The organism is Marinobacter sp. DSM 26671 (assembly GCF_900112835.1).
Classification (GTDB): domain Bacteria; phylum Pseudomonadota; class Gammaproteobacteria; order Pseudomonadales; family Oleiphilaceae; genus Marinobacter; species Marinobacter flavimaris.
The window spans coordinates 73,642-98,847 of record NZ_FONF01000014.1; the positions used below are offsets into that span (position 1 = coordinate 73,642).

At 58.3% G+C, this 25,206-nt stretch carries 25 protein-coding genes; 18 read left to right on the top strand and 7 right to left on the bottom strand.

What is annotated here, in order from left to right; genetic code table 11:
- Positions 1–2 precede the first annotated feature (2 nt).
- From BM035_RS15355 to BM035_RS15365, 3 genes are all read left to right on the top strand, one after another.
- A complete protein-coding gene (locus tag BM035_RS15355) occupies positions 3–1,421 on the top strand; it encodes an FAD-dependent oxidoreductase (protein ID WP_053114383.1) in 1,419 nt (472 codons plus the stop codon).
- 126 nt (positions 1,422–1,547) lie between these two features.
- On the top strand, positions 1,548–2,612 hold the full coding sequence (gene hemE, locus BM035_RS15360) for a uroporphyrinogen decarboxylase (RefSeq protein ID WP_062786497.1): 1,065 nt from the start codon (positions 1,548–1,550) through the stop codon (positions 2,610–2,612).
- A gap of 256 nt (positions 2,613–2,868) precedes the next feature.
- The gene (locus tag BM035_RS15365) at positions 2,869–3,237 is read left to right on the top strand and encodes a PilZ domain-containing protein (protein ID WP_062786494.1); all 369 of its coding nucleotides are present in this window, start codon (positions 2,869–2,871) and stop codon (positions 3,235–3,237) included.
- 170 nt (positions 3,238–3,407) lie between these two features.
- Here BM035_RS15365 and radA read toward each other — a convergent pair whose 3' ends face one another.
- The gene (gene radA, locus BM035_RS15370) at positions 3,408–4,784 is read right to left on the bottom strand and encodes a DNA repair protein RadA (protein ID WP_062786491.1); all 1,377 of its coding nucleotides are present in this window, start codon (positions 4,782–4,784) and stop codon (positions 3,408–3,410) included.
- Positions 4,784–6,445, bottom strand: a complete 1,662-nt coding sequence (gene ettA, locus BM035_RS15375) for an energy-dependent translational throttle protein EttA (protein ID WP_092032984.1) — start codon at positions 6,443–6,445, stop codon at positions 4,784–4,786. The genes radA and ettA overlap by 1 nt, the downstream gene beginning before the upstream one ends.
- Positions 6,446–6,713: 268 nt before the next feature.
- On the opposite strand from ettA, the gene glyA reads away from it, so the two are divergent.
- From glyA to BM035_RS15415, 8 genes are all read left to right on the top strand, one after another.
- On the top strand, positions 6,714–7,967 hold the full coding sequence (gene glyA, locus BM035_RS15380; RefSeq protein WP_092032987.1) for a serine hydroxymethyltransferase: 1,254 nt from the start codon (positions 6,714–6,716) through the stop codon (positions 7,965–7,967).
- A gap of 77 nt (positions 7,968–8,044) precedes the next feature.
- The gene (gene nrdR / locus BM035_RS15385) at positions 8,045–8,563 is read left to right on the top strand and encodes a transcriptional regulator NrdR (protein ID WP_008170769.1); all 519 of its coding nucleotides are present in this window, start codon (positions 8,045–8,047) and stop codon (positions 8,561–8,563) included.
- A complete protein-coding gene (ribD, locus tag BM035_RS15390) occupies positions 8,560–9,675 on the top strand; it encodes a bifunctional diaminohydroxyphosphoribosylaminopyrimidine deaminase/5-amino-6-(5-phosphoribosylamino)uracil reductase RibD (RefSeq protein ID WP_092032989.1) in 1,116 nt (371 codons plus the stop codon). Before nrdR ends, ribD begins: the two co-directional genes overlap by 4 nt.
- Positions 9,676–9,739: 64 nt before the next feature.
- Complete coding sequence (gene ribBA, locus BM035_RS15395; RefSeq protein WP_062786483.1) at positions 9,740–10,855, top strand: bifunctional 3,4-dihydroxy-2-butanone-4-phosphate synthase/GTP cyclohydrolase II; 1,116 nt, start codon at positions 9,740–9,742, stop codon at positions 10,853–10,855.
- 47 nt (positions 10,856–10,902) lie between these two features.
- Positions 10,903–11,379: a 6,7-dimethyl-8-ribityllumazine synthase gene (gene ribH, locus BM035_RS15400; RefSeq protein ID WP_092032992.1), complete on the top strand. Its 477-nt coding sequence runs from the start codon at positions 10,903–10,905 to the stop codon at positions 11,377–11,379.
- Positions 11,379–11,855: a transcription antitermination factor NusB gene (gene nusB, locus BM035_RS15405; RefSeq protein WP_008170760.1), complete on the top strand. Its 477-nt coding sequence runs from the start codon at positions 11,379–11,381 to the stop codon at positions 11,853–11,855. Before ribH ends, nusB begins: the two co-directional genes overlap by 1 nt.
- A gap of 3 nt (positions 11,856–11,858) precedes the next feature.
- A complete protein-coding gene (gene thiL / locus BM035_RS15410; RefSeq protein ID WP_092032996.1) occupies positions 11,859–12,815 on the top strand; it encodes a thiamine-phosphate kinase in 957 nt (318 codons plus the stop codon).
- The gene (locus BM035_RS15415; RefSeq protein WP_008170757.1) at positions 12,812–13,339 is read left to right on the top strand and encodes a phosphatidylglycerophosphatase A family protein; all 528 of its coding nucleotides are present in this window, start codon (positions 12,812–12,814) and stop codon (positions 13,337–13,339) included. Before thiL ends, BM035_RS15415 begins: the two co-directional genes overlap by 4 nt.
- A 17-nt stretch (positions 13,340–13,356) precedes the next feature.
- On the opposite strand, the gene BM035_RS15420 is transcribed toward BM035_RS15415, so the two are convergent.
- The 3 genes from BM035_RS15420 to BM035_RS15430 form a co-directional block, all read right to left on the bottom strand.
- On the bottom strand, positions 13,357–13,560 hold the full coding sequence (locus tag BM035_RS15420) for a DUF6316 family protein (protein WP_008170755.1): 204 nt from the start codon (positions 13,558–13,560) through the stop codon (positions 13,357–13,359).
- Positions 13,561–13,985: 425 nt separating this feature from the next.
- Complete coding sequence (locus BM035_RS15425; protein WP_008170752.1) at positions 13,986–15,515, bottom strand: WS/DGAT/MGAT family O-acyltransferase; 1,530 nt, start codon at positions 15,513–15,515, stop codon at positions 13,986–13,988.
- Between the two features lie 116 nt (positions 15,516–15,631).
- Positions 15,632–16,543, bottom strand: a complete 912-nt coding sequence (locus tag BM035_RS15430) for a LysR substrate-binding domain-containing protein (RefSeq protein ID WP_008170750.1) — start codon at positions 16,541–16,543, stop codon at positions 15,632–15,634.
- A gap of 115 nt (positions 16,544–16,658) precedes the next feature.
- On the opposite strand from BM035_RS15430, the gene BM035_RS15435 reads away from it, so the two are divergent.
- A complete protein-coding gene (locus tag BM035_RS15435) occupies positions 16,659–17,645 on the top strand; it encodes a glutathione S-transferase family protein (RefSeq protein WP_008170748.1) in 987 nt (328 codons plus the stop codon).
- Here the strand turns inward: BM035_RS15435 and ispB are convergent.
- Positions 17,638–18,606: an octaprenyl diphosphate synthase gene (gene ispB, locus BM035_RS15440; protein WP_008170746.1), complete on the bottom strand. Its 969-nt coding sequence runs from the start codon at positions 18,604–18,606 to the stop codon at positions 17,638–17,640. The two genes, BM035_RS15435 and ispB, sit on opposite strands and share 8 nt — an antisense overlap.
- Before the next feature lie 243 nt (positions 18,607–18,849).
- Here ispB and rplU point away from each other — a divergent pair, with 243 nt between their 5' ends.
- From rplU to proB, 4 genes are all read left to right on the top strand, one after another.
- The gene (gene rplU, locus BM035_RS15445; protein WP_008170744.1) at positions 18,850–19,161 is read left to right on the top strand and encodes a 50S ribosomal protein L21; all 312 of its coding nucleotides are present in this window, start codon (positions 18,850–18,852) and stop codon (positions 19,159–19,161) included.
- Positions 19,162–19,197: 36 nt separating this feature from the next.
- Positions 19,198–19,458, top strand: a complete 261-nt coding sequence (gene rpmA / locus BM035_RS15450; protein ID WP_008170742.1) for a 50S ribosomal protein L27 — start codon at positions 19,198–19,200, stop codon at positions 19,456–19,458.
- Between the two features lie 144 nt (positions 19,459–19,602).
- The gene (gene cgtA, locus BM035_RS15455) at positions 19,603–20,796 is read left to right on the top strand and encodes an Obg family GTPase CgtA (RefSeq protein ID WP_092032998.1); all 1,194 of its coding nucleotides are present in this window, start codon (positions 19,603–19,605) and stop codon (positions 20,794–20,796) included.
- Positions 20,797–20,832: 36 nt separating this feature from the next.
- Positions 20,833–21,957 carry a glutamate 5-kinase gene (proB, locus tag BM035_RS15460; protein ID WP_008170737.1) on the top strand — a complete coding sequence of 375 codons (1,125 nt, stop codon included), beginning with the start codon at positions 20,833–20,835 and terminating at the stop codon, positions 21,955–21,957.
- Between the two features lie 61 nt (positions 21,958–22,018).
- Here the strand turns inward: proB and rpsT are convergent, their stop codons facing one another.
- Positions 22,019–22,288 (bottom strand): 30S ribosomal protein S20, encoded by a 270-nt coding sequence (rpsT, locus tag BM035_RS15465; RefSeq protein WP_008170735.1) that lies wholly within the window; start codon positions 22,286–22,288, stop codon positions 22,019–22,021.
- A 261-nt stretch (positions 22,289–22,549) separates the two neighbouring features.
- On the opposite strand from rpsT, the gene murJ reads away from it, so the two are divergent.
- Positions 22,550–24,130, top strand: coding sequence for a murein biosynthesis integral membrane protein MurJ (gene murJ, locus BM035_RS15470; RefSeq protein WP_082814068.1), 1,581 nt, complete (start codon positions 22,550–22,552; stop codon positions 24,128–24,130).
- Positions 24,131–24,211: 81 nt separating this feature from the next.
- Entirely contained in the window at positions 24,212–25,183 is a 972-nt protein-coding gene (gene ribF / locus BM035_RS15475; RefSeq protein WP_008170730.1) for a bifunctional riboflavin kinase/FAD synthetase, read from the top strand.
- Positions 25,184–25,206 lie beyond the last annotated feature (23 nt).

The window sequence follows — 25,206 nt, forward strand, 5'->3', positions numbered from 1 at the left end:
AGATGAAAGAACGACTGAGTAATGACTTCCAGTTTGTCGAGGTTGGACGTGTCGACCCGAAAAAGGTCCCGGCCAAGAAGCGGAAGAAAGAGTTTGGTGAAATTTACCACCCCTTCACAGCAGATAACGCGGCGTCCCAGTCCCATCGCTGTCTTGAGTGTGGTAACCCCTATTGCGAGTGGAAGTGCCCGGTTCACAACTATATTCCGAACTGGCTCAAGCTGGTTTCCGAAGGCAATATCATGCGGGCCGTCGAGTTGTGTCACCAGACCAACTCCCTGCCTGAAGTTTGCGGCCGCGTTTGTCCGCAGGATCGCCTGTGTGAAGGTGCCTGCACGCTGAACGACGGGTACGGCGCGGTTACCATCGGGTCTGTCGAGAAGTACATTACCGATACCGCCTTTGCCCTGGGCTGGAAACCGGATATGTCCGCCGTGAAGTGGACAGACAAGAAGGTTGCCGTCATCGGCGCTGGGCCTGCGGGTCTGGGCTGCGCGGACGTTCTGGTTCGCAATGGCGTCAAGCCGGTTGTATTCGATATCTATCCGGAAATCGGTGGTCTGCTGACCTTCGGCATTCCCGAGTTCAAGCTGGAAAAATCCGTTATGACCCGCCGCCGCAAGGTGTTCGAGGAGATGGGCGTGGAATTCCGCCTGTCTACCGAGGTGGGCAAGGACGTTCAGTTGCAGGAGATCATTGACGAGTACGATGCCGTTTTCATGGGCATGGGCACCTACACCTACATGAAGGGAGGTTTCCCGGGTGAGAACCTGCCGGGCGTGTACGATGCACTGCCGTTCCTCGTTTCGAACGTCAACCGTCGTCTCGGCTTCGAGAAAGACGAAGCAGACTTCATCGACATGAAAGGCAAGCGGGTTGTTGTCCTGGGTGGCGGCGATACGGCCATGGACTGCAACCGCACCTCGATCCGTCAGCAGGCCGAGAGCGTCACCTGTGCCTACCGCCGGGATGAAGCCAACATGCCGGGTTCTCGCCGGGAAGTGGCCAACGCCAAGGAAGAGGGCGTTAAGTTCTTCTTCAATCGTCAGCCCATCGCCATTATTGGTGAAGACCGGGTTGAGGGTGTGAAGGTGGTTCAGACCCGTCTGGGCGATCCCGACGAAAATGGTCGTCGCCGTCCGGAAGTGGTCCCGGGTAGCGAGGAGGTTATTCCTGCGGACGCGGTTCTGGTCGCCTTCGGTTTCCGTCCGAGCCCGGCCGACTGGTTCGATGAGCTGAAGGTGAATACCGACGATTCGGGCCGGGTAACTGCTCCGGAAGGCGCAGAATTCATGTTCCAGACCAGCAACGAGAAAATCTTTGCGGGCGGGGACATGGTCCGTGGTTCCGATCTGGTCGTAACCGCTATCTGGGAAGGCCGTCAGGCTGCCGAAGGTATCATGGATTACCTGGATATCTGATTGCACGGTTGATCCTGATCAGAAGGGCGGTTTCCTAAGGGAAAGCCGCCCTTTTTTATTCCCGCAAACCGGGTATTATGGCCTCCATCCAATTTTCCCCTTTGTACAGAACACGCTGGATTTCCTATGACCGAGCTGAAGAATGATCGTTTCCTGCGCGCCCTGATGCGCCAGCCCGTGGACCGCACACCGGTTTGGATGATGCGACAGGCAGGGCGATATCTGCCGGAGTACCGTGCGACCAGGGCAAAAGCCGGCGACTTCCTCAGCTTGTGCAAGAACACGCCGTTGGCCTGCGAGGTAACTCTGCAGCCTCTCGAACGTTTCCCACTGGACGCGGCGATCCTGTTTTCAGACATCCTGACGATTCCGGACGCTCTGGGTCTTGGCCTGTACTTCGAAACCGGCGAAGGCCCGAAATTCCGGAATACGATCCGCTCCGAAGCCGATGTTGCGGCTCTGCCGAAGATCAACGCTGAGGTGGATCTGGACTACGTTATGAACGCGGTTTCCACCATCCGCGGAGCCCTGAACGGCAGCGTTCCCCTGATCGGTTTCTCCGGCAGCCCCTGGACCCTGGCGACTTATATGATTGAGGGTGGCTCGTCCAAGGATTTCCGGGAGGCCAAGAAGCTCATGTACGGTCAGCCGGAGGTGATGCATCGCCTGTTGGACCATCTGGCGGATGCGGTCATTGATTACCTCAACGGCCAGATCAAGGCCGGTGCCCAGGCTGTACAGATTTTCGATACTTGGGGCGGCGTTTTGAGCAGCTGGGCGTACGAAGAGTTCTCGCTCCGCTACATGAAGAAGATCGTTGACGGTCTGATTCGCGAGAATGATGGTCGCCGGGTACCGGTGATTCTGTTCACCAAGAACGGCGGCCAGTGGCTGGAAACCATTGCTGATTCCGGTGCAGATGCCGTTGGCCTGGACTGGACCACCGATATCGGCAATGCCCGCGCCAGAATTGGTGACCGTGTGGCACTCCAGGGCAACATGGACCCAGCCATGCTGTATGCGCCGCCAGAGCGGATTCGCCAGGAAGTGGCCGATATCCTGCGTCGCTTTGGCTCTGGCAACGGGCATATCTTTAACCTTGGTCACGGCATTACGCCGGATGTCGATCCGGAGCATGCCAAGGCGTTCATTGAGGCTGTTGTTGAACTCAGCCCCGAGTACCATCGCTGAGTATTGGAGTTGGTTTTCACCCAGCCTGCTGACCATGCGGGCTGGGCCGTGGTGGGGCCCTTTCCAAAAACCGCTACGAGCACGTCCATGTGCGCTTGTCCTCGGCCATCCTTGGCCTCCGACATTTTTGGAAAGGGCCCCACCACGGCCCGAGACCAACTTCAGAGCTATACCCGTTTCCCCAAAATCCTCTGGATGCAATCTCCTGTCCGGTCTATAGTCAGGTGAAACAAGACCGGTAAACAGGAGTAACCACTTGCCCCCCAAGAATCCCGAAAAACGCCGGTTCCACCGGATCGAATTCGATGCGCCCTGTGAACTCCATTGTCAGGAATCTGTCTGGACGACGGAGGTACTGGATATTTCGCTGAAAGGTGTTCTGGTCAAGCGGCCGGAGGGTTGGCAGGTCCCGTTAAAGCAGCCCTGTGAGGTGATTGTCCATTTGAACGACCATGAGGCTGGTATTGTCATGGCTGTTGAGTTGAGGCACGTGGAACCGCACCGGCTGGGCTTCAAATGTCAGTACATTGACCTTGATAGCGCCACGCACCTTAAACGCCTAGTGGAACTGAACCTGGGCGACCAGGCGCTGTTGGAAAGAGAGTTTGCACATCTGATTGATTAAAGCCGTTTGAAGTCCGAGTCTTGCAACTTCGTTTGCAGGACAGTCTGTTATCGGTATTTCCAAAATGTCTGAGGCCAAGGATGGCCGAGGACAAGCGCACATGGATGTGCTCGTAGCGGTTTTTGGAAATACCGATAACAGAGTGGCCGTCGACTCCAGAAAACTCAGGCTTAGAGTTCTTCGAGGGCAGTAAGCGCATCACTCAGTTTGGTAACGGGAATCACCTTCATGCCGTCGATGGTCTTGCGTGGAGCATTGGATTTTGGCACCAGGGCCCGGGTGAAACCGTGTTTGGCGGCTTCATAGATGCGTTCCTGGCCGCTGGGCACCGGGCGGATTTCACCAGAGAGGCCCACTTCTCCGAAGATCACCAGATCCTGGGGTAGGGCACGGTCTCGGAAGGAGGAAACGATGGCGGCAAGAAGTGCCAGGTCGGCGCTGGTTTCGTTTACCTTTACGCCACCAACCACATTGACGAACACGTCCTGGTCGGAGACGTGCATGCCGCCATGGCGGTGCAGAACGGCAAGGAGCATGGCGAGCCGGTTCTGATCAAGGCCGACCGCGACCCGTCTGGGGTAGCCGCCCTGAGCCATATCCACCAGGGCCTGGATCTCCACGAGCATCGGACGGGTGCCTTCCCAGACAACCATCACCACGCTTCCCGGGGCTGCGTCTTCGCCGCGGTTCAGGAAGATCGCGCTGGGGTTCTTCACTTCCTTCAGGCCCTGTTCCAGCATGGCAAACACGCCGAGTTCATTGACTGCACCAAACCGGTTCTTGATCCCCCGAAGGGTTCGATAACGGCTGTCGCTGGAGCCTTCCAGCAGGATCGAGCAGTCAATCATGTGTTCCAGAACCTTCGGGCCGGCCAGGCTGCCGTCTTTGGTGACATGGCCGACCAGAAACAGGATGGTGCCGGTCTGCTTGGCGAAACGGGTGAGGTAGGCGGCGCTTTCGCGTACCTGGGAGACACTGCCGGGGGCGGACTCGATATCCGCCATGTGCATCACCTGAATACTGTCTACCACCAGAATCCGGGGTTTTTCTGCCTCGGCCACCTGCATGACCCGTTCGACACTGGTTTCGGACAGCATCTTCAGGTCTTTGGTTGGAAGGCCCAGCCGTTTGGCGCGCATGGCCACCTGCTGCAGGGATTCTTCACCGGTGACGTACAAAGCGGGGACGCTTGCAGCCAGATGGCAGACGGCCTGGAGTAGAAGGGTACTCTTGCCCGCGCCCGGATGGCCGCCCATCAGAACAGCCGAGCCCTCGACGAGACCTCCGCCCAGAACCCGGTCAAACTCCTGCATGCCGGAGCTGATACGGGGCTGCTCTGCCAGGCTGACATCATCCAGGCTCTGGACCTCGGACAGGCTGCCGGCAAAGCCCTCAAAGCGGCCACCGCGGGCGCCTTTGCTGTTGCTGCTGACGCCGCGGACTTCGCTGATGGTGTTCCAGGCCTGGCAGGCCGTGCACTGGCCCTGCCATTTGGAATAGTCTGCACCGCATTCGGTGCAGACGTAGGCGGTTCTGGTTTTCGCCATCAGGCCAGCTTCTTGTACTTCATGCGCTGCGGCTGCATCGCCGAATCACCCTTGCGCTTCTTGAAGTCCTCGTCGTACTCGGTGAAGTTGCCTTCGAAGTACACCACCTCGCCATCATCCTCGAATGCCAGGATGTGGCTGGCCACACGGTCGAGGAACCAGCGGTCGTGCGAGATAACCAGGGCAGAGCCCGGGAAATTCAGCAGGGCTTCTTCCAGGGCGCGAAGGGTTTCCACGTCGAGATCGTTGGTCGGCTCATCCAGCAGCAGCACGTTGCCGCCCTGTTTCAGCAGCTTGGCCAGGTGCAGGCGGTTGCGCTCACCGCCGGACAGGTCGCCAACCCGTTTCTGCTGGTCGCTGCCCTTAAAGTTGAAACGGCCAACGTAGGCCCGGGAAGGGGTCTCGTAGTTGCCCACCTTGATGATGTCGTTGCCGTCGGAGAGCTCCTCCCAGACGGTTTTGCTGCCATCCAGATCGCGCATCTGATCCACGTAGGCCAGTTCCACGGTTTCCCCGACGGTGATGTCGCCAGAATCCGGCTTGTCGAAACCGGCAATCATCTTGAACAGAGTGGATTTACCGGCACCGTTACCACCGATAATGCCCACGATGGCGCCGGGTGGCACGCTGAAGGACACGTTTTCATACAGCAGGCGGTCACCGAAGGACTTGCTGATGCCGTCAACCTCGATCACCTTGTTGCCCAGACGGGGTCCGGGTGGAATGTAAAGCTCGTTGGTTTCGTTTCGTTTCTGGAACTCCTGGGAACTCATCTCCTCGAAACGGGCCAGACGGGCCTTGCTCTTGGACTGACGGCCCTTGGCATTACTGCGCACCCATTCCAGTTCCTGCTTGATGGCTTTCTGGTGAGAGGCTTCCTGCTTGGATTCCATCTCCAGGCGCTTCTCCTTGTTCTCCAGCCACTGGCTGTAGTTGCCTTCAAAAGGAATACCGTGGCCACGGTCCAGTTCCAGAATCCAGCCAGCGACATTGTCGAGGAAGTAGCGATCGTGGGTGATGGCTACCACAGTACCTTCGTAATCGTGCAGGAACCGCTCGAGCCAGGCGACAGATTCGGCATCCAGATGGTTGGTGGGCTCATCGAGCAGAAGCATGTCAGGGCCGGACAGCAGCAGACGGCACAAAGCTACCCGGCGACGTTCACCACCTGAAAGTACGTTCACTTTCTGATCCCAGGGTGGGAGACGCAGTGCGTCCGCGGCAACTTCCATCTTGCGCTCAATATCGTGGCCGTCAGTGGCCTGGATGTAGGCTTCCAGCTCGCCCTGCTTCTTGGCCAGGGCATCAAAATCCGCATCCGGTTCGGCGTAGGCGGCGTACACCTGGTCCAGTTCGGCCAGGGCGTCATGCACACCGGAAACCGCTTCATCGACGATTTCCTTGACGGTTTTCTCTTCGTCCAGCTCTGGCTCCTGGGGCAGATAGCCCACGTTGATGCCAGGCTGCGGACGGGCTTCACCGATGTAATCCTGGTCTACGCCCGCCATAATGCGGAGCAGGGTGGATTTACCGGCACCGTTGAGACCCAGAACGCCGATTTTGGCGCCAGGGAAGAAGCTCAGTGAAATGTCCTTCAGAATCTCGCGCTTGGGCGGGACCACCTTGCCCACGCGGTTCATGGTGTAAACGTATTGGGCCATGTTGGCGTACACCTCTTGATATAACAGGTTCGTGAATTCGGAAACTGACGGCTCGGGCTAATTGCTATTGATCCGGTAAGGTATCGAAACCTACCTTTGATAGCAATTGAGCAGAAACCGGAGTTGGCCGCATGCCGGTATCTGCGGACGGTATAAAGGATGATTTTTTACCCGTTTGTAAGATAGAATAGCGGCCCAATTTTTCAGGGAGCCTGCGGAGATCGCCAAAGCTCTCCGGGCCAGCCAAGCACACAGGGGCAGCGCATCCATGTTTAATCGTGAAATGAAAATCGCCGGCTTTGACGACGAACTCTGGAACGCCATGCAGGCGGAAGAGAAGCGCCAGGAAGCTCACATCGAGCTGATCGCGTCCGAGAACTATACCAGCCCCCGGGTGATGGAAGCCCAGGGCAGCGTGCTGACCAACAAGTACGCGGAAGGCTATCCGGGCAAGCGCTACTATGGCGGCTGCGAGTTCGTGGATATTGCCGAAGACCTTGCGATTGAGCGTGCCAAGGAGCTGTTTGGTGCTGCCTATGCCAACGTCCAGCCGCATTCCGGCTCCCAGGCCAACTCCGCTGTCTTCATGGCCCTGCTCAAGCCCGGTGATACGGTTCTGGGCATGAGCCTCGCCCATGGTGGGCACCTCACGCACGGCGCCAGTGTCAACTTCTCGGGCAAGATCTACAATGCCGTGCAGTACGGTATTAACACCGACACCGGCCTTCTCGACTACGATGAGATCGAATCGCTGGCTCTCGAGCATAAGCCAAAAATGATCATCGCCGGCTTCTCCGCTTACTCCCAGGAGCTGGATTTTGCCCGCTTCCGCGAGATTGCCGACAAGGTGGGTGCCTATTTGTTCGTTGATATGGCCCACGTAGCGGGTCTCGTAGCCGCCGGCGTCTACCCGGATCCAGTTCCCCATGCCCACGTTGTTGCAACCACGACTCACAAGACCCTTCGCGGTCCCCGTGGTGGTCTTATCCTGGCCTGCGATGACGCTGATCTGCAGAAGAAGCTGAACTCTGCGGTATTCCCGGGCGGCCAGGGTGGCCCGCTGATGCACGTGATTGCCGCGAAGGCGGTGTGCTTCAAGGAAGCCATGAGCGACGATTTCAAGACCTACCAGCAGCAGGTTGTGAAGAACGCCTCCGCCATGGCCCAGGTGTTTGTGGATCGTGGCTATGATGTGGTTTCCGGTGGCACCAAGAACCATCTGTTCCTGGTCAGCCTTATCAAACAGGACATTACCGGAAAAGATGCGGATGCGGCGCTCGGTCGTGCCCACATCACCGTTAACAAGAACGCGGTTCCCAATGATCCGAGGTCTCCGTTTGTCACCTCCGGTCTTCGCATTGGCACTCCGGCAATCACCACCCGTGGTTTCGGCGAGTCCGAGTGTCGCGACCTCGCTGGCTGGATCTGCGACATCCTCGATAACCTGGACGACGAGGCGGTCAACAGCCGGGTTCGTGAGCAGGTAAGTGCACTCTGCGCCCGTTTCCCTGTCTACGGCTAATCGTTTTGTAGCTAGACTACAGGCATGACCTGTCGGGCCGACTTTTCGGCCCGGCTTCCTCTTCGGAGCTCCTGACTATGCATTGTCCCTTCTGTGGTGAAGCAGATACCAAGGTGATTGACTCCCGGCTGGTGGCCGAGGGTGATCAGGTGCGTCGCCGCAGGGAATGTCTGTCCTGTCGGGAGCGTTTTACTACCTTCGAATCTGCCGAGTTGGTGATGCCAAGGGTGGTCAAACAGGATGGTACCCGACAACCGTTTGATGAGGAAAAGCTGCGCGCCGGGCTGATGAAAGCGCTGGAAAAGCGCCCCGTGAGCATTGAACAGATTGATGCGGCTCTCAATCGGATCAAATACCGGTTGCGGGCGACCGGAGAGCGGGAAGTGAAGTCCATGCAGTTGGGTGAAGAGGTGATGACCGAATTGCGCCAGTTGGACAAGGTTGCCTATGTCCGCTTCGCCTCGGTATATCGCAGCTTTCAGGATATCAACGAATTCAAGGAAGAGATCGAGAGGTTGTCTGCCAGCAACGGTGAGGCGGCCGTGGATGTTGCCAAAGCGCTGGCGGATAACCACGCCCCGAAAGGCAAGGCATGATTGAGAACCGCGACAGGGCCATGATGGCGCGGGCTGTCCAGCTTGCCTGGCGCGGTCGGTACTCTACCCACCCTAATCCCCGGGTTGGGTGTGTCATTGCCCGGGGAGATCTGGTCCTTGGCGAGGGGTGGCATGAACGTGCCGGAGAAGCCCACGCCGAGACCCGTGCCCTGAGCCAGGCCGGTCCGGATGCCCGGGGTGCGACAGCGTATGTAACACTGGAGCCGTGTAGCCATTTTGGCCGGACGCCGCCCTGCGCCAGGGCGCTGATTGATGCTGGTGTTGCCCACGTCTACGCCGCAACCAAGGACCCGAACCCCTCGGTGTCTGGCCGGGGGCTGGATATGCTCAGGGAAGCTGGAATCCGGGTTACCGAAGGCCTGCTGGCGGAAGAAGCTGCCCGCCTGAATCCGGGCTTCATGAAACGCATGAACACCGGCCGACCCTGGGTGCGGCTCAAAATGGCGGCAAGTCTTGATGGCCGTACCGCCATGGCTTCCGGCGAGAGCCAGTGGATTACCGGTCCTGAGGCTCGTCGGGATGTCCAGCGTCTGAGAGCGATTAGTGATGCCATTCTGACTGGTGTCGGAACCGCTCTCGCCGACGACCCCTCATTGACGGTCCGGCGCGAGGAACTGGGGGATATTGGTGACGCGACGGAGCCGTCCAGGCAGCCGCTTCGGGTGATTGCCGACCGCGATGCGCGCACACCGTCGTCTGCGAAGATCCTCCAGGGCGGTAACGTGCAGGTGTTCTGTGCGTCATCGACGCTGGCCACTGCGCCAGCCCAGGACCTCGCGGCCCTGGGCATCAGCCTTACCGGTGTCGCCTGGAAAGATAACGGGATCGATCTGGCCGAGCTGCTGGACTCGCTCGGCGAGCTCGGAATCAACGAGCTGCTGGTCGAGGCGGGACCCACTCTGGCCGGCACGTTTATTAACGAAAATCTGGTCGACGAACTCTGGCTCTATCAGGCGCCGGTTTTCCTCGGCAGCACGGGACGTCCGACCGCACATCTGCCGCTGGAGACCATGGCAGATAAAGTACAATGGAAGGTGCTGGACCGACGTCAGGTAGGTGAGGATCAGCGTCTGATCCTCACCCGCCGGTAATCCATAAACTCAGGTTGTTCCGGCAGCAATTATTTGCCGGAGCGCCGCAAGGGTGCAAAACCATATGGCACTGAACAGCATTGAAGACATCATTGAAGATATCCGTCAGGGCAAGATGGTCATACTGATGGATGACGAAGATCGCGAGAATGAGGGCGATCTCGTGATGGCTGCTGAGCATTGCACGGCCGAAGCCATCAATTTCATGGCTCGTTTTGGTCGTGGCCTGATCTGTATGCCGATGACCCGGGATCGCTGCGAGCAACTGGGTTTGCCTTTGATGGTCCAGCAGAACGCCTCCGGCTTCGGAACCAAGTTTACCCTCTCGATTGAGGCTGCCGTGGGTGTGACCACTGGCATCTCGGCGGCAGACCGTGCACGTACGGTGCAGGCAGCGGTAGCACGCAATGCAAAAGCCAGTGATCTGGTTCAGCCTGGCCATATTTTCCCGTTGATGTCTGATCCCGGCGGTGTTTTGAGCCGCGCGGGGCACACCGAAGCATCCTGTGACCTCGCCGCACTGGCAGGTTGCGAGCCGGCAGGCGTGATCTGCGAGATCATGAATGACGACGGCTCTATGGCCCGCCGCGAAGACCTGGAGCGATTCGCCGAAGAGCACGACCTGAAGATTGGCACCATTGCCGATCTGATCCACTACCGCACCATGAACGAGCGAACCGTTGAGTGTGTGGAAGAAAACGACCTCGACACCGAGTACGGCGTGTTCAAGCTTCGGACATACCGTGACAATATCCAGGGAGCCACCCATCTGGCGATGTTGATGGGAGACATTTCTCCCGATGAACCGGTCTATGTCCGGGTCCATATCACGGACACCCTTCGGGACCTCCTCGGTGCGCGCCGCAAGGATTCTCGCAGCTGGCCCCTGCATCACGCCCTTGAAAAGGTGGCAGAGGAAGGCCGGGGCGCGGTCGTCCTGCTGAACAGCGCCGAGGACAGCTATAACCTGGAAGACCGGATCCAGGAATTCTTTGATGAAGGTAAGGGCTCCTCTGGCAAGGGAAGCTCCGGCGTTTACTTCACGGTAGGTACCGGCTCCCAGATTCTCCGGGATATTGGTGTTGGCAAAATGCGCCTGCTGAGCCCGCCGATCAAATTTTCCGCCATTTCCGGTTTCGATCTGGAAGTGGTCGAATACGTTCCCTACACCCCCGAATGATAAACCCGGTCGTGGCCCCGATGCCGCGACACGTGAAGGAGCCATCGATGGCAGATATCAGAGTAATTGAAGGTGATTTTACCGAGTGCAGCGGGCGCTATGCGCTTGTAGTGGGCCGTTTTAACGGCTTTGTTGTGGAAAGCCTGGTAGAGGGCGCGCTGGATACCCTGCGCCGTCACGGTATTTCCGATGACGACGTCACCGTCGTCCGCGTGCCGGGAGCCTATGAAATGCCCCTGGCCGTCAAGCGCGTTGCCGAAACCGGTGAGTACGATGCGATTATTGCCCTGGGTGCAGTTATCCGTGGCGGCACTCCGCATTTCGAGTATGTTGCCGGCGAGGCCTCCAGCGGCCTTGGCGCGGTCAGTCTTGATACCGACGTGCCGGTAACCTTCGGTGTGCTGACGGTGGATTCCATCGAACAGGCCATCGAGCGTTCCGGAACCAAGGCCGGTAACAAGGGTGCCGAAGCGGCAATCACCGCCCTTGAAATGGTCAGCCTGTTCAAGAAGCTGGGTGAGTAATGAGCGAAACCGAAGGTACATCACCGCAGCCGGCTCCGTCTGGCCAACCGAAAGCCGGTGATCGACGCCGTGCCAGGGCCCTCGCCATGCAGGGGCTCTATCAGCGTCATTTCAGCAAGACGGCGATTTCTGACATTGAAGCCGAGTTCATGGTCGACAATGACATGAGCAAGGTCGACCTGCTGTATTTCCGGGATCTGCTCCGTGGGGTACATCGCGAGCAGGGCGAACTGGACAAGCTGATCGAGCCGTTCCTGGATCGGCCTATTAAAGAGGTTGATCCCGTGGAACTGGCGATTGTCCGCCTGGGAGCCTATGAGCTCAAGCATCGGCTTGATGTGCCCTACAAGGTGGTCATTAACGAGGGCATTGAAATGGCCAAGCGCTTTGGTGGCACCGAAGGCCATAAATTTGTTAACAGCATTCTCGACAAGCTGAGCGGCCGACTCCGGCTTGCCGAGACCCGCGCTCGCTAGTCGATGGGCGAATTCGAGCTGATTCGCCGTTACTTTCTGCCGCTTGCCGGGCGGCGGGAATCCGGATCCCTGATCCTGGGCCCAGGGGACGATTGCGCGATTCAGCGTATTCCCGCAGGCCGGGACCTTGTCTTTTCTGTGGACGCCCTCGTGGAGGGTGTCCACTTTCCCCGAAACTACCGTCCCGATTATCTGGGCTGGCGAGCACTTGCCGCCGCTGCCAGCGATCTTGCTGCCATGGGTGCCGACCCGGAATGTTTCACGCTTGCACTGACGCTGCCAGCTGTGGATGAGCAGTGGCTTGAAGACTTCTCAATGGGATTGCGAAAGGCCAGCGAGGCGTTTGGTCTGGAGCTGGCCGGCGGGGATACCACCTCCGGGCCGCTCACCCTGAGCCTGCAGGTGCATGGCACTGTAGAGCAGGGAGCCGGGATTCGACGCTCCGGCGCCCGTCCCGGAGATCTGATTGCCGTGTCCGGAACCCTGGGGGATGCCGGCGCCGCTTTAGACTATCTTTCGGAGCCTGCCCCTTCCGCTGACATGCTTGCCGTGCTCGAACGCTATCACCATCCCTGGCCGAGACTGGATCTGGCAGGAGCTATACGCCAATATGCCACTGCGGCGGTTGATATCTCTGATGGCTTGCTGGCAGATCTCGGGCACATTCTTTCCGCATCAGGGGTCGGTGCCCGGATCGAGAGTGCCAGGATGCCTCTTTCGCCAGCGCTTGTTCGGCTAAAGGGTGAGAAGGCCCTGGACTGCGCACTGCGCTCCGGAGACGATTACGAATTGTGCCTGTGTTTCTCGCGGGAAAACTGGGAGCGTGCCCCGGAATCACTGAAGCGCCAACTCACCGTGATCGGCTTCGTTGAAGCTGAGCCGGGCCTGTATCTCGACGGTGTCGATTGCGGTTTGGAAGCGGTGCCCGCCGGGTTTGACCATTTCAGGAGTGAATTATGAGTCAGGAAGGCGAGACCCCGGAACCGGAGGCGCCGGCAGTCATACTCCCGCCGGGATTCTTGCGTAACCCGGTGCATCTGCTCGCTTTTGGTTTTGGCAGTGGTGCAACGGCGAGGGCGCCCGGTACCTGGGGCAGCCTGGCCGCGATTCCGCTGTGGTACGTCTTCGCCTGGTTGCCGCCCGTGGGCTACTGGCTGGTGGTACTGGCTGCTTTTATCGTAGGTATCTGGCTCTGCGGAAAGACCGCTGAAGACCTGAAGGTTCACGACCATGGCGGCATTGTCTGGGACGAATTCGTCGGGATGTGGATTGCCCTTGGCCTCTTCCCTGACACTATCTATGGGGTTCTGGGGGCGTTCGCTCTGTTCCGGCTTTTTGACATTGCAAAACCGTGGCCCATCAGTTGGCTGGACCAGCACCTGCCTGGCGGTTTGGGTATCATGGTTGACGATGTTATTGCCGGCGTCATGGCCCTGATCTGCCTGTGGGCAGTAGACGTGTGGCTGGTGCCCGTCATGGTCTAGACGGGCACGAAGGCCTGTCAGTGAAGCTGTTGTTCTTCCGGCAGCATACGGACCACGTGCAGAAAGCGTTTGAGGCCTGTTTCCGCCCGCTCCCGTGAAGCGAACGGGCCACTGTCAAACCCTTCCCGGGTGGTAAAGTACCATTTGCTCCCTACGCAGAAGAATCGACTACTGCGAAAGGGAACCGGCCCTTCTTCTCCGGTCCTGCGATGGGTGTCCATGGCGTCTCCTGTACTGCCCGCTTTTCGTTCTTGCTTCTCGGGCGCCGCGTTAATATCTGCCGATCTGTTTAAAATTAACCCAATTCGGGGCGAATTCAACATTTTTTTACAATTTTACGGGTTGGGTCTCAATCGGGATCTGCGTTGAAAAAGCCGGAGTGGGTCAGCGAAGCCCGCCGTTGTCTTGCACTCGTCAGAATGCTACCAAAGCGGCGGAAGCCGGGGAGACCTATGGGTTCGAATTTGATCGGCCCGAGTCGCGTCAGGAGGCCGAGCAGGAAATGCCGGAGTTCTCCGGCAAGTGCTGAAAACGCGCTTGAACAGTTGAAAACCATTTGGGAAACAGCGAGTGACGAGGAAAAGAAAGCGTTTCTTCGTTGGGCGTTCGAATAAGCGAGTCTTGCTTGACCGTTTCCGGGTCCGGTTCAGGCCCGGAAACGTTTCAGGGCTTTCTTGAGAAGCCCCTCCATCGCGGTCATGGCATCATCTGCGAGGGTCTGTGTTGGGGAGGCTGCGATGGGTTCTTTGGTTGCCTCTGTTCCGAGCCGTTCCATGGCTGCTTCAATGGCGTTGAGGCTTTCATCCACGTGAGACTGCAATGACTCTCCGTGGGCCACCACATCGGGGCAGGTGGTGAAATTCAGTGTCAGCCTTCCCTCATAGCTCACCGCTACAATAACCAGTCCCATACTGTCGAACAGCGGCGCCGTATTGTATTGCTGAACCAGGCGTGCCCCCTGCAGATACAGTGGAACCTGTGGTCCGGGAACATTGGTGATTGGCAGATTGAATACCGGCTGGTAACGCTGGGCAATTTGCAATTCCGAGTAAAGTCTTGCGGAAAGCGCCAGCATGGTTGAAGGCAGCAGTTCCGTCAGCCGATCTGCAGCAATAGCCTCCCGGTAGGGCTCCGAGGCAACCGCGTTCCAGTGTATGCGCCGTATCCGCTGGGCAGGATCGGTTTCATCGGTCGCGAGATCCAGCAGCATGGCAGACATCTGGTTCCCGGTGGCTCGTCGTAGGCTGTTGGAACGAACCGAAATCGGTGTCATTGCCACCAGGGATTTGTCGGCATTGGCGCCCTCGCTGATCAGATAGCGCTTCAGGGCCTCGGCACAAAGGCCCAAAACCACATCGTTCAACGTTACGTCCCCGAGAAACGCCTTGATCGCCTTCAGGCGCGAAAGCTCCACGCTGGGGGCGACAATCTGCCGATTTGCCGTAATCTGCCGATTGAAAGGGCTGTTTGGGGCGGAAAACAGGGGCAGCGGGAGTGGCAGTTTGCGTAATTGCTTCTGGATCAGTCCCCGGGCTGTAGCCTCGGCTGCGTTGAACGCCAGAGAGGTGAACTGCAGTGGCGTGCGAATGATGTTCGCACCGGCCTGGAGCATGACCCGTTCTTCCGAGGGTTCTGGTCTGGGCTGCCAGGGTCGAGGTGGCGCAATCGGGCTGGGCTCGGGCGTATACTCCAGCAGTTTGCCAATAATCTCCTCGCCACTGAATGCGTCGATGGCAGCGTGGTGCAATTTGACGATCAAGGCGAAGCCATCACTGCCGGTGTCCTGCTCGTCCAGTTTGAAACCGTCTACGAAGGTGATGTGCCACAGCGGGCGGTCCCTTTTCAGAGGTTCTTCCAGAATCCGTGAGGCCAGCGTCATCAGGCTTGCCTTGCGGCCGTGTTCGCCCAGATTAACGTAGGCAAGGTGGCGCTCGATGCTGAAATCGGGGTCATCAATCCAGTAGGGGCGGCCCAGGCGCAGGGGAATTTCTTTCAGGCGTTGCCGGAAAACCGGCACAACATGCAGGCGGCTTCGAAGGTAGGCGACAAAGGTGCTGAAGGCCAGCGGTTTCTCCCGTTCGGAAGCATCGAAGAGGTAGATGCCTCCGATGTGCATCGGTGTGGTTTCCGACTCGAGATACAGGAACGAGGCATCCAGTTCCGACAGTTGCCGCATCAGAGAGCTCCCTTCGGCGTTGGTTTCAGCTGCAGTATAAACGAAGTGCCCGCGCAAACGGTTGACTCATTTGCCTGGTATGACTTCGAGTTGGAGTCATACCATTTGCTTTATTTTCAGCTTGTTAGCCAGTCTGAAACGGCTCCCTCCGCGCTGAGTCGGTCCCAAAACCACATCAGGGCCTTGCCCTGGTCCTCGGCATGCCTGGCCAGTTGCAGTTTGATTGGTTGTCGCGATTCCTGCACTTCCTTGATGACCAGCTTGCCTTCCTTCAGTTCTGCGCTGATTCGTGCCCTTGGCAACCATCCCACGCCGAGGCCGGCTACCTGTATGGCGATCTTCTGGTCAATGTTGGCCACCGTCAAGGTTCGCTGGCGGTGGAATATGCCGGCGTGGCCCGGGGGCAAGGACCTTGATGTGTCTGCAGCGACGGCTGCCGGATAACGGGAGATTTCGTCCTCGGAGAGCGGCGCTTCGGCATCGGCCAGGGGATGATCGGCGGCAACGGCAAAAACGAACGGCATGTCGCCCAGGGATTGGGTTGTGTAGTTTCCCGCTGGCTTGCTGAAATTATCGGCGCCGATGATCAGATCCACGCGGCGGCTTTGCAGAGCATCCCAGGTTCCGGCAAAGACCTCTTCCACGATTTGTACATCTACCGGTACGCCCAGCTCATAGAATTCCCGGATTGCCGGAAACAGGCATTCCGCCGGCAGCAGTGAGTTGAACCCGATCCGTAACCGCGTTTCCCAGCCCTGGGCGACCTGGCGCGTGGTGTGCGCGAGGTTTTCTGCCGCCTCGAGCAGTGTGCGGCCCTCTTCCAAAAGGTAGCGGCCGGCCGGTGTCAGTCGGGCGCGGTGACCGGTTCGGTCGTAAATGGCGACATTCAGGTCTTCTTCCAGCTTCTGCACGGTGTAACTGATGGCGGAGGGAACCCGGAACAGTTCGTTGGCGGCACCGGCGAAACTGCCTTTGCGGTCAATGGCATCAAGGACTTTGAGGGCGTCAATGGTGATGGCTGTATGCATGTTCGAATTATCTGAGGTTGTTGGCCAGAAATGCTTGTTTGAGAGCGTAGCAGGGTCCCCGGTATTCTGCCTGTATTGATTTCATCATGTTCAGGAATTTTAACGGGAGGGCTTTATGGGCCTGCTGATTGATGGCAAATGGCACGACAAGTGGTATGACACCGACAAGACTGGTGGCAAATTTGAACGGGAAGCGGCGCGTTTCCGGAACTGGGTGACCGCCGATGGCTCGCCGGGGCCGGATGGCGAAGGCGGTTTCAAGGCGGAATCCGGGCGCTATCACCTGTATGTCTCAATGGCCTGCCCCTGGGCGCATCGGACGTTGATTTTCCGGAAGCTCAAAGGTCTGGAGAAGCACATTTCAGTGTCAGTGGTGCACCCTGACATGGTTGAAAACGGCTGGGAATTCCGGCCCGACAGCGAGCAGCACCGGGACCATCTCCATGGATTCCGCTTCATGCATCAGGTCTACACCAAGGCTGCACCGGAATATTCTGGCCGGGTAACAGTGCCGACCTTGTGGGATAAAAAGAAAGAAACGATTGCGAGCAACGAGTCGGCCGAAATTATCCGGATGTTCAATTCGGCATTTGATGGCCTTGAGGGTGTTCGTACCGATCTGGATTTCTATCCCGGGGAGCTGCAAGAAGAGATTGATTCTGTGAACGCCCGGGTTTACGACACGGTTAATAATGGCGTTTACAAGGCGGGCTTTGCCACTGCGCAGGATAAGTACGAGGAAGCCTACAATGCGTTGTTTGATTCTCTCGACTGGCTTGAGGAGCGGTTGTCTTCTCAACGGTATCTGGTCGGTGGCCGGCTGACCGAGGCTGACTGGCGGTTGTTCACCACGTTGATCCGGTTTGATGCAGTGTATTACAGCCACTTCAAGTGCAACCGCCAGCGGATCAGCGATTTCCCGGCGCTTTCTGCCTACGTTCGGGACCTCTACCAGGTGCCAGGCGTGGCGGAGACCGTGGATATTAATCAGATCAAACGCCACTACTACGTAAGCCAGAGAACCATCAACCCGACTCAGATAGTACCGGTTGGTCCGGAGCTGGACTTTGACTCACCCCACGGGCGTGAGTCGCTTAGCTAACTCTCGCGACTGCGACCTCGGTCAGCAGTTCCATGGCTTCTTTATGGCCTGAGTCTGGAAGGGGGTGAAGGCAGGTCTGGGCCAGTTCCGCCTGCTCCCGCGCTTTTGCCATGGTGTATTCGATTGCGCCTGAGCGCTCAACAATATCGAGGATGCGGGGCAGATCGTCCAGGCCGCCCTTGCGGATGGCCTGACGGATCAACTGCCGTTCTTCCCCGGTGCCATGGTTCATGGCGTGGATCAGCGGCAGGGTGGTCTTGCCTTCAGCCAGATCGTCGCCCACGTTTTTGCCCATGGCTTCGGCGTCGCCGCGGTAATCCAGGACATCGTCCACCAGCTGGAAAGCCAGGCCCAGATGCTTGCCGTAGTCTTTCAGGCCCAGCTCCTGCTCTGCATTGGCGTTGGCAAGCAGTGCGCCGGTGTGGGAGGCGGCTTCGAACAGCATGGCAGTCTTGTTGTGGATGACCTTCATGTACTGCTCTTCGGTGAGGTCCGGGTTTTTCACGTTCATCAGTTGCATAACCTCGCCCTCGGCGATTACCGCCGTGGCGTGGGACAAAACGTCCATGATTCGCAGGCTTTTCAGCTCCACCATCATCTCGAAAGCACGGGCGTAGAGGAAATCACCTACCAGAACGCTTGGCGCGTTGCCCCAGCGGGCGTTGGCGGTGCTTCGGCCGCGGCGCATGTCCGAGGTGTCTACTACATCATCGTGCAGCAGGGTGGCGGTGTGCAGGAATTCGATCACGGCTGCGAGCTTGAGGTGGTCGTTTTCCTCGTAGCCGGCGGCCTGGCTGGAAAGCAGAACCAGTAGCGGTCTCAAGCGCTTACCGCCGCTTTCAATGATGTACTGGGCGATTTTCTCCACCAGGGGAACATCTGAGGAAAGCCGCTGGATGATCAGATCATTAACGCGGCTGAAGTCGTCGGCCACGGTGTCGTAAATGCGCTGGGCTGTCATGCGGCTTGTGGATCCCTTGCTGGTGTTATCGTCGTTACGATTGTTGATATTAAAGGCAGGTCGCGGCAATGCTAGGTATTGCCGAAGGTAGTGTCAACTTGGCTTGTGTTGCGGTGCGTCTTTTCGTACAATCACGCGCCCAACTCATCCCAACCTGCGCTCCCTGCTATAGGGTCGCCAGAGCGCCTCCCTTAGAACCAGGTGGATAAGAGCAGGGATGGGTCAATCGTGGAGAACGAGTGAATGTACGCAGTTATTGTTAGCGGTGGCAAGCAGCACCGTGTAAAAGAAGGCGAAACCCTGAAGCTGGAAAAGCTGGAAGTTGAAACCGGCGGTAACGTTGAGTTTGATCGCGTTCTGCTGATCGCCGACGGCGACAAGGTTCAGGTAGGCGCGCCGGTAGTTGATGGTGCCAAAGTGACCGCAGAAGTGGTTAGCCACGGCCGTCATGACAAGGTTCAGATCATCAAGTTCCGTCGTCGTAAGCATCACATGAAGCGTCAGGGCCACCGTCAGTGGTTTACTGAAGTCAAGATCACGGGTATCAAGGGCTGAGGCTCTCGAATTACCCCTTAAATAAGGAGGCTGGTAATGGCTCATAAAAAGGCAGCAGGTAGTACCCGTAACGGTCGCGATTCCGAGTCTAAACGACTTGGTGTGAAGCGCTTTGGCGGCGAGACTGTATCTGCAGGCAGCATCATCATCCGTCAGCGTGGCACTCGTTTCCACGCTGGTAGCAATGTTGGCATTGGCAAGGACCACACCCTGTTTGCGAAAGCAGACGGCCAGGTGAAGTTCGAAACCAAAGGCCCGCAGAGCCGTAAGTTCGTGAGCATCGTTCCGGCTGCGTAAGCAGCGGCGATCCGGTTCTGTCGAACCCTGGGTGGCGCTGATATCCTGATATTATCAGGTGCTCAGAACCATCCGGAGCCCCGCAAAGCTTCCTAGAGGCTGCGGGGCTTTTTAGTTTATGCGCATGGCGCAAAGGGTTGATTCATGAAATTCGTAGACGAAGCCACCATCATTGTGGAAGCCGGCAAGGGCGGTCACGGCTGCCTGAGCTTCCGGCGAGAAAAATACGTTCCCAAGGGTGGCCCCGATGGCGGCGACGGGGGCGATGGTGGTTCCGTATATCTGGAAGCCGAGGAGTCGCTGAACACGCTGATCGACTACCGGTTCCAGCGCAAACACAAGGCCCAGAATGGCGAGCCGGGCTCCGGCCGCAACTGTACCGGCAACAAAGGCGAGGACCTGGTTCTGCCGGTTCCGGTCGGCACCACGGTGGTCGATATGGATACCCATGAGGTCCTGGGAGATCTGACCCACGCCGGCCAGCGCCTCAAGGTGGCCCAGGGCGGGTTTCATGGTCTTGGCAACACCCGTTTCAAATCCTCGGTGAATCGCGCCCCGCGCCAGACTACCAAGGGTTCCGAGGGCGAGTTGCGTAACCTGAGGCTGGAGTTGAAGGTGCTGGCGGACGTGGGTTTGCTGGGCATGCCCAATGCTGGCAAGTCTACCTTTATCCGTTCGGTGTCGGCGGCTCGCCCGAAGGTTGCGGACTATCCGTTTACCACGCTGGTACCCAATCTTGGTGTTGTCAGTGTACAGGCGCACCAGAGTTTCGTGATTGCCGATATCCCGGGTCTGATTGAAGGTGCCGCCGAAGGTGCCGGCCTGGGTATCCGCTTCCTGAAGCATCTCGTGCGCACCCGTCTACTCCTGCACCTTGTGGATGTGGCACCGTACGATGGCTCATCGCCCGCCGATGCGGTTAGAGCAATCGAGCATGAGCTTGAGAAGTTCAGCGAAACACTGGCCAACCGTCCGAGATGGCTCGTGCTGAACAAGGTCGACATGGTGGCCGAAGAAGATCGCGATGCTCATTGTCAGGCCATTGTCGATGAGCTCGGATGGGAAGGGCCGGTTTTCTGGATCTCTGCGCTCAGTGGCGAGGGCACCAAGACCCTGGCTCAGGCCGTTATGCGCTGGATCGAAGAGCAGGCTGAGGAAGAGGCCCAGAATCCGGAATTCGCGGAGCGGGAGGCCCAACGTCGCCGGCAGATGGACGACGAAGCTCGCGCCCGTATTGAAGCCGAGCGTCAGGCACGCCGCGCGGCTCGCGAAGAGGACGATGACGACGACTTTGACGATGATGATTACGATGTCGAAGTGGTCTACGCCCCGGAGTAAACCAAGGACTGATACCAGAGAGATCGCTCACGCACCATGACTGAACGCCTACAGCTGCGCCAGGCCCGTCGCCTGGTTATCAAGATCGGAAGCGCTTTGCTGACCAACGATGGTCGTGGCCTGGATGTGGCGGCCCTGGGTTTGTGGGTGGATCAGATCGCCGAGCTTATTGAAGATGGCGTGGAGGTGGTTGTCGTTTCCTCTGGTTCTGTCGCCGAGGGAATGAGTCGTCTTGGCTGGACTGTTCGGCCAGAGCAGCTCCATGAGTTGCAGGCTGCTGCGGCAGTTGGTCAGATGGGGCTGGTGCAGACCTGGGAAGCCCAGTTCAAACGGCACGATATCCATACCGCCCAGATTCTGTTGACTCATGATGACCTCTCCGACCGCAAGCGCTATCTGAATGGCCGGGGAACCCTCAGAGCCCTGCTGAACCTCGGTGTCGTGCCCATTGTGAACGAAAACGACACTGTGGTTACCGACGAGATCCGGTTTGGCGATAACGACACCCTGGGTGCCCTGGTTGCCAATCTGATTGAGGCGGATGGCCTGATTATCCTCACTGACCAGCTGGGCCTCTTTGACAAGGATCCCAGGAAGCATTCGGATGCCTGTCTGGTGACCGAGCGCAGGGCCGGCGATCGCGAACTGGATGCCATGGCGGGTGGCGGCGCCGGTGTTCTCGGGCGCGGCGGCATGCAGACAAAGTTGCGTGCTGCGCGGCTTGCTGCCCGGTCCGGGGCTTTCACCGTCATCGTTGGTGGTCGCATCGAGGGCGTGATTGGTCGCCTGCGGCAGGGTGATGTAATCGGTACTCTGTTATTGCCGGAGCAGGGCCGGATTGCTGCCCGAAAGCAATGGCTCGCCAGCCACCTGCAGACCCGTGGCAGGCTGACTCTGGATGATGGTGCGGTGAAAGTGCTGTGCCTGGGTGGCCGCAGTCTTCTGCCGGTGGGTGTTAAAGGTGTGTCGGGGCAGTTTCGCCGTGGCGAGATGGTGTCCTGCTTCGACCAGAGTGGTCGTGAAGTCGCCCGGGGGCTGGTTAATTACGACGCCGACGAAGCCAGGGCTATTGCCGGCCGTTCCAGTGACCGGATTACCGAGATCCTTGGCTATATGTCAGGCGAGGAGATGATCCACCGGGACAATCTGGTGATTGTGTGATAATCGCTCGTCCATAAAAAAACCGGCCAGATGGCCGGTTTTTTTGCCTGAATCGAGCTAATTAGGCGCTCTTCAGGGCCTTGATCTTGGCGCTCAGGCGGCTCTTGCTACGAGCAACCTTGTTCTTCGCGAAGATGCCTTTGTTGACCATGCTGTCCAGAATCGGCTGAGCCTGCTGGAAAGCGGCCTGGGCTTCTTCGTAGTTGCCGGCTTCGATCTTGGATTGGATCTTTTTCACATAAGTACGAGCCATGGAACGCAGGCTTGCATTGTGCTTGCGGTTCTTCTCGTTCTGACGTGCGCGCTTCTTGGCTTGCGGGGAATTTGCCACCGTAAAACTCCTGAAAATCTCAAATTCGTTGCTGAATGATTCGTTACATCGCGGGCGCGCCAAAACCAGCGCGTCGAAATAAATGACGCGGAACTATGCCGCTCAAACCTTCAAATGTCAAGGCTAAAACCCATTTCATGCCCCGACACAGAAGGCCTGTGGTAAACTCGCGGCTCACTGAACGCGGGCTTGACCGGGAAGCAGGTAATTCCCGAAATACGAGCGCCAAAAGGATATCCAGAATGCCAAGCAAGGGCCTGCATGTCGTCGGAACCTGAATCAACGCCTGAACAGAAGCAATTACCCAAGCCGCCAGGACTGCTCAGATCGTCGGGGCTCGTCGGTATTATGACCATGCTGTCCCGGGTGCTGGGTCTGGTTCGGGATATGGTCATCGCTCGCTATTTCGGTGCCGGTGCCGGTGCCGATGCTTTTTTTGTGGCTTTCAAGATTCCGAATTTCCTGCGTCGGCTATTTGCGGAAGGCGCCTTCTCCCAGGCTTTTGTGCCTGTCCTGTCATCCTATCGGGAGAATCAGTCGCTCTCGGACGTTCAGCGGCTGGTCAATGCGGTGGCCGGCTCCCTCGGCTTGGTGCTGTTGGGCGTCACGCTGGTGGCCATTCTCGGGGCGCCGGTGCTGACGGCGGTCTTTGCCCCTGGTTTCCTGGATGATGAGGTGAAATTTGCGCTGACCAGCGACATGTTGCGCATCACCTTTCCGTACCTGTTGCTGATATCCCTGACAGCCTTCGCCGGCGGCATCCTCAACAGTTACGATCGCTTTGCGGTACCCGCGTTTACCCCGGTTCTTCTCAATCTGGCGATGATTGCGGCAGCCATCTGGTTGACGCCGCTGATGGATGAGCCGGTGATGGCTCTGGCCTGGGGTGTTTTCATTGCCGGGGCACTGCAGTTGTTTTTTCAGTTGCCGTTTCTGATGCGATTGGGCCTGCTGCCACGGCCTCGTGTGGATTATCGCCACGAAGGTGTCAGCCGGATTCTCAAGCTGATGGCGCCTGCGCTGTTCGGGGTGTCCGTCAGCCAGATCAACCTGTTGCTTGATACGGTTCTGGCGTCCTTTCTCCAGACCGGCAGCGTTTCCTGGTTGTATTACTCTGATCGGCTCTCGGAATTGCCCCTCGGCGTGTTCGGGATAGCCATTGCGACGGTTATTCTGCCGAGCCTTTCCCGTAAACACGCAGCGGCGTCAGCGGACCAGTTCGCCGCTACTCTGGATTGGGCGGTTCGGGCGGTTCTCTTGATTGGTCTTCCGGCCGCCCTGGCGCTTGCGCTGTTGGCCGAGCCGCTGATTGCCACCCTGTTCCACTATGGCGCGGTTACCGACCGGGATGTGGCCATGTCGGCCCAGAGCTTGCGAGCCTATTCCGCAGGGTTGCTGGCGTTCATGCTCATCAAGGTTCTGGCGCCGGGGTTTTTCGCAAGAGAAGACACCAAAACCCCGGTCAAGATCGGCATCATTGCCATGGTGGCAAACATGGTGTTCAACCTGATTCTCATTTTCCCGCTGGCCCACGCCGGTCTCGCGCTGGCCACCTCAATATCGGCCTGGTTGAATGGCTACCTTCTTTGGCGCGGACTGCGCAAGGAAGGGGCCTGGCAGAGCCAGCCCGGCTGGCCCCGTTTTCTGCTACAGCTGCTTTTTGCCAACGGTGCCCTGGCGGCTGTCATTGTCTGGCTCAACGCCCCGGTGTCGGTGTGGTTGGCAAACGGAGGCTATCAGCGTGCAGCGGACATGGCGATGCTGGTAGGGGCGGGCGTCGCCGTCTACTTTGTTGCACTGGCGCTGGCCGGGGTTCGGGTAAGACATTTCCGCCACAGGTAAGGTATAATCGCGCGTTTTCTCACCAGCGTTGCGGTAAAAGTGAGCGCTGAAAGCTAGCTGGCAATTGAAGGTTCGCATTGCATGCGTCTGATCCGGGGCCTGACCAACCTGAAAATGCTTTCCCGTCGGGAGGACTCACCGCTCGCCAACGGGTGTGTCGCCACCATCGGTAACTTCGACGGTGTGCACCTTGGGCACAAGACCATTATTGATCAGGTCAAAAGCAAGGCCAAGGCTCTGGGCGTGCCCTCGGTGGTGATGATTTTCGAGCCCCAACCCCGGGAGTTTTTTCAGGGCAGGGAGGCGCCGCCGAGGCTGATGGGGTTTCGTCAGAAGTTCGAGGCCCTGCTGGCGGAAGGCATCGATATTGTGCTGTGCCTGCGCTTCAACCAGGCGTTCCGTAGTTATTCGGCCATGGGCTTTATCGACGATGTTCTGATCCATGGATTGGCCGTTCGTCATCTGGTGGTCGGCGATGATTTCCGTTTTGGCTGTGATCGGGCGGGCGATTTCGCGCTTCTCGAGAAAGTTGGATACGACGCCGGATTTTCCGTCGAGAATACCCTGACAGTAACCGTCGACGGCGAGCGAGTAAGCAGCACACGTGTCAGGGATTTACTCACGGTGAATGGGCTCGAGAAAGCCGAATCGCTGCTGGGCCACCCCTATCGAATCCGGGGGAGGGTCGTGTATGGCCGCCAACTGGGGCGCCAGATTGGTGCGCCAACCGCGAATATTTTGTTACATCGGACACCCGCCCTGCGCGGTGTCTATGTGGTTGCCGCCACCCTGGACGACGGCGCCCGATTCGATGGTGTTGCCAATATTGGTGTACGTCCGACCGTTGACGGCAAGCGGCCCTCACTGGAAGTGCACCTGTTTGACTTTGCTGGCACACTTTATGGCCAGCACCTGGAGGTTGTGTTCCGGCATGGCCTGCGGGACGAGGAAAAATTCGGTTCTGTGGACGAGCTGAAAGATCAGATTGCCCGGGATTTTGACCAGGCCCGAGCGTGGATTGCCGAAAACGGCTCTGTGAAAAGCGCGGATTGAAACGCCCGGCTGCGCCCCAACGA